This window comes from Pseudomonas sp. BF-RE-21, from assembly GCF_019947305.1.
In the GTDB taxonomy this organism is placed as follows: Bacteria; Pseudomonadota; Gammaproteobacteria; order Pseudomonadales; family Pseudomonadaceae; genus Aquipseudomonas; species Aquipseudomonas migulae.
In genome coordinates, this window is sequence record NZ_JAGYGF010000042.1 from 47,074 (window position 1) to 56,081 (window position 9,008).

Sequence of the window (9,008 nt, forward strand, 5' to 3'; positions counted from 1 at the left end):
GACCACAAGTTGGTTTTATGGGAACTGTATCGGCAGGCGGTCAGGATTCTGTAGGAGCGTAATGGCTAGAACAGGCGGGCGAGCAGCGCGGTGACGGCGGTCTCGACGCGCAGGATGCGCTCGCCGAGCTGCACCGGTTGCAGGCCGGACTTGGCCAGCAGGTCGATTTCGTAGGGGATCCAGCCGCCTTCCGGACCGATAGCCAACGTGACCTGCTCGTCGAGGCCGCGGGGGCAGGGCGGGTAGTTGCCCGGATGGCCGACCAGGCCAAGGGTGCCTTCGGCAATCGCTGGCAGTCGATCTTCGACAAACGGCTTGAAGCGCTTCTCGATGACAATTTCAGGCAACACGCTGTCCCGAGCCTGTTCGAGGCCGAGGATCAGTTGCTCGCGAATCGCTTCCGGTTCCAGGAACGGGGTCTGCCAGAAGCTTTTCTCGACGCGATAGCTGTTCACCAGCACGATCCGTGGCACACCCATGGCCGCCACGGTCTGAAACACCCGGCGCAGCATTTTGGGACGTGGCAGGGCCAGCACCAGAGTCAGCGGCAGCTTGGCCGGTGGCGGTTGGTCGAGGGTGACGCGCAGTTCGGCTTCATCGGCGTCCAGGCGCAGCACTTCGGCCGAGCCCATCAGGCCGCCGATACGCCCGACACGCATGCTGTCGCCCACTTCACAGCGGTGGACTTCCTGCATGTGCGTCAACCGGCGATCACGCAGGATCACCCGGTCGGCCGCAATGAAATCGGCCTCTTCGAGGAGCAGCAGGTTCACGCTTGGGTCGCTGGCGGCTGGTCGTTGTGATCGTCAACCGGTTGGTCGTCCGGATGGTCGCCGCGCTTGCTGATCAAGCCGCCGAACAGGATGCCGATTTCAAACAGCAGCCACATCGGTACGGCCAGCAGCGTCTGCGAGAAGATGTCCGGTGGCGTCAGGATCATGCCGACCACGAAGCAGCCGATGATCACGTACGGGCGGATTTTCTTCAGGTATTTGACGTCGACTACGCCGATCCACACCAGCAGCACCACGGCCACCGGAATCTCGAACGCCACGCCGAAGGCGAAGAACAGCGTCATGACGAAATCGAGGTAGCTGCTGATGTCGGTCATCATTTCCACGCCGGCCGGGGTGGCGGCGGCGAAGAATTTGAAGATCAGCGGGAATACCAGGTAATAGGCGAATGCCATGCCGGCATAAAACAGCATGATGCTCGATACCAGCAACGGCACCGCGATGCGTTTTTCATGCTTGTACAGGCCCGGCGCAATGAAACCCCAGATCTGATGCAGGATCACCGGGATCGCCAGGAACAGCGACACCATCATGGTCAGCTTCAGTGGCGTCAGGAACGGCGACGACACGTCGGTGGCGATCATCGTCGCGCCCACTGGCAGATACTGGCGCAGCGGCGTGGAGACGAAGGTGTAGATCTGCTGGGTGAACGCAAACAGCCCGGCGAAGATGATGAAGATCGCCGCTACGCAGCGCAGCAGACGGGTACGCAACTCGGTGAGGTGCGAAACCAGCGGCATGTGCTGGTCGTTTTCTGGGAGATCGCTCATGAGGCTCGCGGCGGCAAAGTGGTGTCGTGAGGAGCCGGCGTTGTCGGCACGGCGGCAGGAGCAACGGGTTCTGCATGCGCCACGACCGGCGCCGCTTCAACCGCTTCCACCGCTTTCACGGTTTCCGTCGGCGCAGCAGCAGGCGCGGATTCTGTCGTCGATGCATGGATCGTCTGCTCCGCCACCGGCTGAACCGGAGTGGCTTCCTGCTGGGTCGGCGTGAAAATCTTCCGCGCCTCCTGTTCCAGCGACAGAATGTGCTCGTTGTGCAGTTGCCGACGAATCTCGTCGGCACCGATTTCACGCTCAACTTCCTGTTTGATCGCATTGAAGCTGCGCTTCAGGCGACCGACCCACAGGCCGGCGGTGCGCGCAGCACCCGGCAGACGCTCGGGGCCCAGCACCAGCAGGGCCACGAGGCCGACGAGCAGCAGTTCAGAGAAGCTGATACCAAACATTAGTCAGTGCTCACACGTCTTTGCGGATCGGCTCTTCGACTTTTTGCGCCTGCACGTCGATGGTGTGCGGCTGGTTCACGGACTGGGTGGTCTGTGGCTGAACAGGTGGAACCGGTTGGGCCGCTGCCGGATCGGCGGGTTTTTCGTCGTCGTTCATGGCTTTCTTGAAGCCCTTGATCGATTCGCCGACGTCAGTGCCGAGGTTTTTCAGTTTCTTGGTGCCGAACACCAGCACGACAACAACCAGGATGACGATCCAGTGTTTCCAGTCAAAAATGCCCATGTTGCTGCTCCTCTCTAATAGTTGTTCAGGCGGACGGGCGCGAGGCTTTCTCTGCGTGTCCGGACAGACCGAAACGACGGTCCAGTTCATCGAGTACAGCCTGTGGATGCTGCCCCAGTTGGGCGAGCATGACCATGCTGTGGAACCACAAATCGGCGGTCTCGTAGATCACATCGCTGCAGTCGCCGCTGATGGCGGCATCCTTGGCGGCAATGATGGTTTCGACCGACTCTTCGCCGACTTTTTCCAGAATCTTGTTCAAGCCCTTGTGGTACAGGCTGGCGACGTACGAGCTGTCGGCGGCGGCGCCTTTGCGCGCTTCCAGTACCTCGGCCAGTCGGGTCAGAGTGTCACTCATGTGTGTGTCCTGCGGAATAGATGGCGTGCGGGTCTTTGAGAACCGGGTCGACGGTTTTCCAGTCGCCGTTCTCGAAGACGCGATAGAAGCAGCTCTGCCGACCGGTATGGCAGGCGATGTCGCCGATCTGCTCGACCATCAGGATGATCACGTCGGCGTCGCAGTCCAGGCGCATCTCATGCAGGGTCTGCACGTGGCCGGACTCTTCGCCCTTGCGCCACAACTTGCCACGGGAACGTGACCAGTAGATGGCGCGGTTTTCGGCAGCGGTCAGTTCCAGCGCTTCGCGGTTCATCCAGGCCATCATCAGGACGCGCCCGGTCTTGTGATCCTGGGCGATTGCCGGCACCAGGCCGTCGGCGTCCCACTTGATCTCGTCCAGCCAGTTTTTCATCTTCGACTCCGACAGCGGGCTCCGCACTACATGAGCAGAGTCCAACGTTCAAACAGTGTGCCAGTGGATCACACAACTGGCTATCGGCGAACGACCAGATACAAGCCGACGGCCATCATGATTCCTGCCGGCCAGTAGGCCAGTTCGTTCAACGGCCCGCCCATGGCCAGTATTGCGCCGCCGGCCAGGTGCGCGGTACCGAGCAGGCGCAGGAACCAGTCGTCCCGGCGTCGATGCCACGGTGGCGGCGGGTCGTAAGCGTGGGGCTGCGACATGCGTTCGAGCAGGTCGCGCGCCATGTTGGCCAGGTGCGGCAGTTGTTCGAACTGGTTCTGCACGTTGCCGAGCAAGGCTTTGGGGCTGACGCGCTCGCGCATCCAGCGTTCGAGGAACGGCTGGGCGGTGTTCCACAGATCGAGGTCCGGGTACAGCTGACGGCCCAGGCCTTCGATGTTCAACAGGGTTTTTTGCAGCAAAACGAGTTGTGGCTGCACTTCCATGTTGAACCGTCGAGCGGTCTGGAACAGGCGCATCAGCACCTGACCGAAGGAAATATCTTTTAACGGTTTTTCGAAGATAGGCTCGCAAACGGTACGGATCGCCGCTTCGAATTCGTTGAGTTTGGTTTCCGCCGGTACCCAGCCCGAGTCGATGTGCAGTTGCGCCACACGCCGGTAATCGCGTTTGAAGAACGCGAACAGGTTGCGCGCCAGATAATCCTGGTCTTCGGGGGTCAGGCTGCCGACGATGCCGCAGTCGATCGCAATGTACTGCGGGCTCCACGGGTTGACGGTGCTGACGAAGATGTTGCCCGGGTGCATGTCGGCGTGGAAGAAACTGTCGCGGAACACCTGGGTGAAAAAGATCTCGACGCCGCGCTCGGCGAGCATTTTCATGTCGGTGCGCTGGTCGGCCAGGGTTGCGAGGTCGGTGACCTGAATGCCGTAGATGCGCTCCATCACCAGCACTTTCGGCCGGCACCAGTCCCAATAGACTTGTGGCACGTACAGCAGCGGCGAACCGTCGAAGTTACGCTTCAACTGGCTGGCGTTGGCCGCCTCACGCAACAGGTCGAGTTCGTCGTAGATGGTTTTTTCGTAGTCGCTGACCACGTCCACCGGGTGCAGCAGACGCGCGTCGGCGGAGAGTTTTTCCGCTGCGCGGGCGAGGATGAACAACCACGCCAGGTCTTGCGCGATGATCGGTTTCAGGCCGGGGCGGATGACTTTGACGACGACTTCTTCACCGGTTTTCAACTGCGCGGCGTGCACCTGCGCCACCGAAGCCGAGGCCAGCGGCTCGACGTCGAAACGGCTGAACACTTCACTGATCTTTTTGCCGAGCTGTTCTTCGATCAGCTTGACCGACACTTGCGAATCGAACGGCGGCACGCGGTCCTGCAGCTTCATCAGCTCATCGGCGATGTCTTCCGGCAGCAGGTCGCGGCGGGTGGACAGGATCTGCCCGAACTTGATGAAGATCGGCCCCAGGTCCTGCAGCGCCAGGCGCAATCGCGCGCCACGGCTCAGGTCCAGCGGCTTGCGCGGGAACCAGCGCCACGGCAAGGCGTAGCGCAGCGCCAGCAGAAACCACGGCAGCGGCAGGGCAAACAGCAGGTCATCGAGGCGGTAGCGAATCACAACGCGCTGGATGCGCAACAAACGGCGGACGGCAAGCAGCTTCATGCGTTATCGCTTGGGTCGAGGGATCGGGAAAGGCGCTCGAAACGCGCCTCGAGACGTTCCAGATCGAGTTTGATCTGGTCCAGTTCACTGAATCGGGCTTCGGCTTCGCGCTGACCGACGAGGGTGCGCGATTCTTCGGCCAGGTATTCGCCCAGGTTCTGACCCAGGCTGGCAAATCCTTGCTGATACCAGCGTGCGCGACTGCGCAGGTGACCGCCGACCAGTTGCGTGGCCACAGGTCCCAGCCAGCGCGAAAGTTCGTATTCCCAGTCCAGCTCCAGGTCCTGGAGGATCGCGGCCAGTTCCAGCAGCACGCCGCTGTCGCCGTCGAGTTCGACTTCAGGGGCATGCAAAACCGAGGTCTTGTCCTTGCTCATCGCCAGTTTCAACAGGCTGGAAGCCGGTGCACGCAAGGTGCAGTCGGCGCCGGTTTCCCAGTGGGTCGCCAACATCAAGCCTTCGTCGCTGGGCAGGATGAACAGTTGCAGTGCCGGGCTGCGGCAATCGACGGCAATCACCCGGCCGCTCAAATGCGCCAGCCGCGGCAGCGCCGTGCTGTCGAGACGCAGCACCCGGTTCAGGCCGAGTTCAACGCTGGCGAGCAGACCGGCCAGCAACATCAGGGTTTGATGCCGCGGTGCAGGGCCACGATGCCTGCGGTCATGTTGTGGTAGGTCACGCGGTCGAAACCGGCCTCGACCATCATCGACTTCAGTGTTTCCTGGTTCGGGTGCATGCGGATCGATTCGGCCAGGTAGCGATAGCTTTCCGAGTCGTTGGTGATCAGCTTGCCCATCAGCGGCATGAAGGCGAACGAGTAGGCGTCGTAGGCTTTGGACATCAGCGCGTTGGTCGGCTTGGAGAATTCCAGCACCAGCAAACGGCCGCCCGGCTTGAGTACACGCAGCATCGAGCGCAGTGCGTCTTCTTTATGCGTCACGTTGCGCAGGCCGAATGCGATGGTCACGCAGTCGAAATGGTTGTCCGGGAACGGCAGCTTTTCAGCGTCGGCCTGAACGAACTCGACGTTGCCGGCCACACCCAGGTCCAGCAGGCGGTCACGACCGACCTTGAGCATGGATTCGTTGATGTCGGCCAACACCACCTGGCCGGTCGGGCCCACGAGGTGCGAGAATTTTTTGGTCAGGTCGCCGGTGCCGCCGGCAATGTCCAGCACGCGGTTGCCGGTGCGAACGCCCGACAGCTCGATCGCAAAACGCTTCCACAAACGGTGCATGCCGCCCGACAGGAGGTCGTTCATCAAGTCGTACTTGGCGGCTACCGAGTGGAAAACCTCAGCGACTTTTTCCGCTTTTTGGCTTTCCGGAACGTTTTTGAAACCGAAGTGCGTGGTGGGTTCGGCATCGCTGCCTTTGCGCTGATCAGTCATATCGCTGTCACCAGAAGAGAATGCGGGACATTCTAATCCCGGTGGCCTGCTTTGTCTTGGCAAGGCTGAAGGTAAGATGTAGAACCGCCGGGACGTTTTGCCGCAGGCGCGGTCAAGATGCTTCAGGAAAGTATTCATAAAGCAGGAGTCATTCGATGGCCCGTATTAGTGTTGAACGTGCCCACGGCCTGGGCAAGGAAGCGGCCCGCGAGAAGGCCGACCAGTTGGCGCAGAAACTGTCCGATCAATATGGCCTGGAGCCGCAGTGGTCCGGCGACACCCTGAACCTCAAGCGTTCCGGGGTGAAAGGCGCGGTGCATGTTGCTGAGGATTCGATTCGCGTTGATGTGGAATTGGGCCTGATGATGTCGGCCATGAGCGGCATGATCAAATCGGAAATCGAAAAGGCCCTCGATAAAGCCCTGGTCTGATTTCCGAGTCGAACCACATCCCCTGTGGGAGCCAGCCTGCTGGCGATGGCGGTGTATCAGTCAACATTGATGTTGATGGATAGATCGCTATCGCCAGCAGGCTGGCTCCCACATTTGTTTTAAGGCGCGCCCGAGGTTTTATGTCAGTTGTTAGGGTGCCGTTTCTAATTTTTCTCCCTACTTTGTGCATGAGCCCGACACTTTCGCGGGCAGTTCCTCAAACCTTCTGCGCGTGAGGTGCACCATGGCCAAAGTTATTTTGAAGAAAAAAATCGACGCTTCGACAACCGCTCTGAGCGACGTCAAATCCTATGCCCGCAAGATCTGGCTGGCAGGCCTGGGTGCCTACGCCAAGGTCGGCCAAGAGGGCAGCGATTACTTTCAAGAGTTGATCAAGGCTGGTCAAACTGTTGAAAAGAAAGGCAAAAAGGTAGTTGCCGAGAAACTTGAAGCAGCTAACGCCGAGATTGATGAAGCCAAGAGCGAAGTAAGCACTTTCAAAGGCAAGGTCGAAGTTCAACTCGACAAGGTCGAGAAGGCTTTTGACTCGCGTGTCGCAAGTACCTTGAATCGTATTGGCATTCCGTCTAAACATGACGTTGAGGCACTCTCTGCTAAGCTCGATGAGCTGACGGCATTGCTCGAACGCGTCGCGCGTAAATCTTAAGGAGAACGGGATGGCTGGTAAAAAGAACACCGAAAAAGAAGGCAGCTCGTGGATCGGGAAAGTCGAAGACTACTCCCGCAAAATCTGGCTTGCTGGTTTAGGCGTGTACTCGAAGATCGACACTGACGGCAGCAAGCTCTTCGATACATTGGTCAAAGACGGCGAGAAAGCCGAGAAGCTCACCAAGAGCGCTGTCGGCAAGAAAGTCGATGCCGCCAAGGACTCCGCTACCTCTGCCAAATCGCGCATCACTGGCGTGAAAGATCGTGCGCTGGGCAAGTGGGATGAGCTGGAAGGGGCTTTCGACAAGCGCCTGAACAGCGCCATTTCGCGCCTGGGTGTCCCGAGCCGCAACGAAGTGAAAGCGCTGCACAGCAAGGTCGATACTCTGACCAAGCAAATCGAAAAACTCACCGGTGCCAAGGTTGCGCCTGTTGCGGCGAAAACCGCAGCAGCCAAACCAGCGGCTAAAACCGCTGCCAAGCCACTGGCAAAAGCTGCCGCTAAACCGGCTGCAAAACCCGCCGCGAAAGCAGCGGCCAAGCCGGCTGCCAAAACGGCCGCAGCAAAACCTGCCGCAGCCAAGCCAGCAGCGAAACCGGTTGCCGCCAAAGCCGCCGCTAAACCGGCTGCTAAACCTGCAGCAGCCAAGCCTGCGGCAAAACCTGCCGCCGCGAAAAAACCAGCAGTGAAAAAACCGGCAGCGCCGAAAGCTGCTGCTCCAAAACCAGCAGTGGCTGCCGCCAAACCGGCAACCCCGGCGCCGACAGTGAGCAGCTCCAACTCTGCTACCGCGCCGACCCCTGCTGTAACCCCGACTGCCGCGCCAGCTCCATCGACGCCAACCAGTCAGTCCTGATTTCAGGGCTCAAAAAAACGCCCGGCCTGCAAAGGTCGGGCGTTTTTGTTTGTGCACGATCCTGCAAACACCACCGCCCTTGTAGGAGCTAGCCTGCTAGCGATATCGGTTCATCAGTCAACAACAATGTCGCCGGATAAATCGCTATCGCTAGCAGGCTAGCTCCCACAGGGGGCCGTGGTATTCAGGTGTTATTCGTGTTCTTCGAGGTATTGGAGTGCCAGTTGCTCCGTCGCGACCTTGATTGGCGGCAGCAGATGCGGCGCCACCAGCATCATGATCTGATACACCACCAGCCTCACCTCACCTTCACGATCCAGAATCCGCTGGTAATCCAGCGAAAACAGCAGCGTCATGGTGATCTGTTCCACCAACTGCCCCAACGCCTGCGTGTCGCTGACCAAATGCCCCTGAGCCTTCAACCGCGCCAGCAATGAAGCCAGTGTGCGCTTCAGCGCATTGAGCAGGTTGCGAATCCCTTTGGCCAGTTTCGGCAGGCGCCCGGCGAGGTTCGACAGGTCCTGAAAGAGAAACCGATAGTGCGACAGGCGCTCGACGATCAGGTGCAGGAACAGCCAGTAATCTTCCGGTGCCAACTCCACATCGGACGGCGGATCGAGCAGCGGCGCAAGCTCTGCCTGGAAGCGCTCGAACAGCCCGAGAATCAGCGGTTCCTTGCCGTGAAAGTGGTAGTAGAGGTTGCCCGGGCTGATGCCCATTTCGTTGGCAACTTCCATGGTGGAGACGTTCGGTTCGCCCTTCTGATTGAACAACTGCAGGGCACATTCGAGGATCCGGTCGCGGGTTTTCATCCAGTCTTCTTAATGTTCAAGTCCTGCCGCGCTTAAACCCTGTAGGAGCCGGCTTGCTGGCGATCGCATCACCGCGGTGGGTCGTGAACCGCGGTGATGCGATCGCC

The 9,008-nt window shown here is 59.8% G+C and carries 13 protein-coding genes; 3 read left to right on the forward strand and 10 right to left on the reverse strand.

Annotated elements, in window-relative coordinates; translation table 11 throughout:
* Window positions 1–65: 65 nt before the first annotated feature.
* From KGB25_RS22470 to ubiE, 9 genes are all read right to left on the reverse strand, one after another.
* A complete protein-coding gene (locus KGB25_RS22470) occupies window positions 66–773 on the reverse strand; it encodes a 16S rRNA (uracil(1498)-N(3))-methyltransferase (protein WP_192226843.1) in 708 nt (235 codons plus the stop codon).
* Complete coding sequence (gene tatC, locus KGB25_RS22475; protein WP_008025235.1) at window positions 770–1,564, reverse strand: twin-arginine translocase subunit TatC; 795 nt, start codon at window positions 1,562–1,564, stop codon at window positions 770–772. The genes KGB25_RS22470 and tatC overlap by 4 nt, the downstream gene beginning before the upstream one ends.
* Window positions 1,561–2,022, reverse strand: a complete 462-nt coding sequence (gene tatB, locus KGB25_RS22480) for a Sec-independent protein translocase protein TatB (RefSeq protein ID WP_008041893.1) — start codon at window positions 2,020–2,022, stop codon at window positions 1,561–1,563. Before tatB ends, tatC begins: the two co-directional genes overlap by 4 nt.
* A 10-nt stretch (window positions 2,023–2,032) precedes the next feature.
* Entirely contained in the window at window positions 2,033–2,305 is a 273-nt protein-coding gene (locus KGB25_RS22485; RefSeq protein WP_008025233.1) for a twin-arginine translocase TatA/TatE family subunit, read from the reverse strand.
* Window positions 2,306–2,330: 25 nt separating this feature from the next.
* On the reverse strand, window positions 2,331–2,663 hold the full coding sequence (locus KGB25_RS22490) for a phosphoribosyl-ATP diphosphatase (protein ID WP_008025232.1): 333 nt from the start codon (window positions 2,661–2,663) through the stop codon (window positions 2,331–2,333).
* The gene (gene hisI, locus KGB25_RS22495) at window positions 2,656–3,057 is read right to left on the reverse strand and encodes a phosphoribosyl-AMP cyclohydrolase (protein ID WP_007899278.1); all 402 of its coding nucleotides are present in this window, start codon (window positions 3,055–3,057) and stop codon (window positions 2,656–2,658) included. Before hisI ends, KGB25_RS22490 begins: the two co-directional genes overlap by 8 nt.
* Window positions 3,058–3,137: 80 nt before the next feature.
* Window positions 3,138–4,742 carry a ubiquinone biosynthesis regulatory protein kinase UbiB gene (gene ubiB / locus KGB25_RS22500; RefSeq protein WP_223436713.1) on the reverse strand — a complete coding sequence of 535 codons (1,605 nt, stop codon included), beginning with the start codon at window positions 4,740–4,742 and terminating at the stop codon, window positions 3,138–3,140.
* Entirely contained in the window at window positions 4,739–5,362 is a 624-nt protein-coding gene (locus KGB25_RS22505) for an SCP2 domain-containing protein (protein ID WP_223436716.1), read from the reverse strand. The genes ubiB and KGB25_RS22505 overlap by 4 nt, the downstream gene beginning before the upstream one ends.
* On the reverse strand, window positions 5,362–6,132 hold the full coding sequence (gene ubiE, locus KGB25_RS22510) for a bifunctional demethylmenaquinone methyltransferase/2-methoxy-6-polyprenyl-1,4-benzoquinol methylase UbiE (protein WP_007948968.1): 771 nt from the start codon (window positions 6,130–6,132) through the stop codon (window positions 5,362–5,364). The genes KGB25_RS22505 and ubiE overlap by 1 nt, the downstream gene beginning before the upstream one ends.
* 155 nt (window positions 6,133–6,287) lie before the next feature.
* Between ubiE and KGB25_RS22515 the strand changes: the two genes are divergently transcribed.
* From KGB25_RS22515 to KGB25_RS22525, 3 genes are all read left to right on the forward strand, one after another.
* Window positions 6,288–6,563 carry a polyhydroxyalkanoic acid system family protein gene (locus KGB25_RS22515; protein WP_008041889.1) on the forward strand — a complete coding sequence of 92 codons (276 nt, stop codon included), beginning with the start codon at window positions 6,288–6,290 and terminating at the stop codon, window positions 6,561–6,563.
* Window positions 6,564–6,807: 244 nt separating this feature from the next.
* Window positions 6,808–7,230, forward strand: a complete 423-nt coding sequence (locus KGB25_RS22520) for a phasin family protein (protein WP_008025226.1) — start codon at window positions 6,808–6,810, stop codon at window positions 7,228–7,230.
* Between the two features lie 10 nt (window positions 7,231–7,240).
* Window positions 7,241–8,089, forward strand: a complete 849-nt coding sequence (locus tag KGB25_RS22525; RefSeq protein WP_008041887.1) for a phasin family protein — start codon at window positions 7,241–7,243, stop codon at window positions 8,087–8,089.
* 191 nt (window positions 8,090–8,280) lie between these two features.
* On the opposite strand, the gene KGB25_RS22530 is transcribed toward KGB25_RS22525, so the two are convergent.
* The gene (locus KGB25_RS22530; RefSeq protein WP_008025224.1) at window positions 8,281–8,901 is read right to left on the reverse strand and encodes a TetR/AcrR family transcriptional regulator; all 621 of its coding nucleotides are present in this window, start codon (window positions 8,899–8,901) and stop codon (window positions 8,281–8,283) included.
* Between the last annotated feature and the right edge of the window lie 107 nt (window positions 8,902–9,008).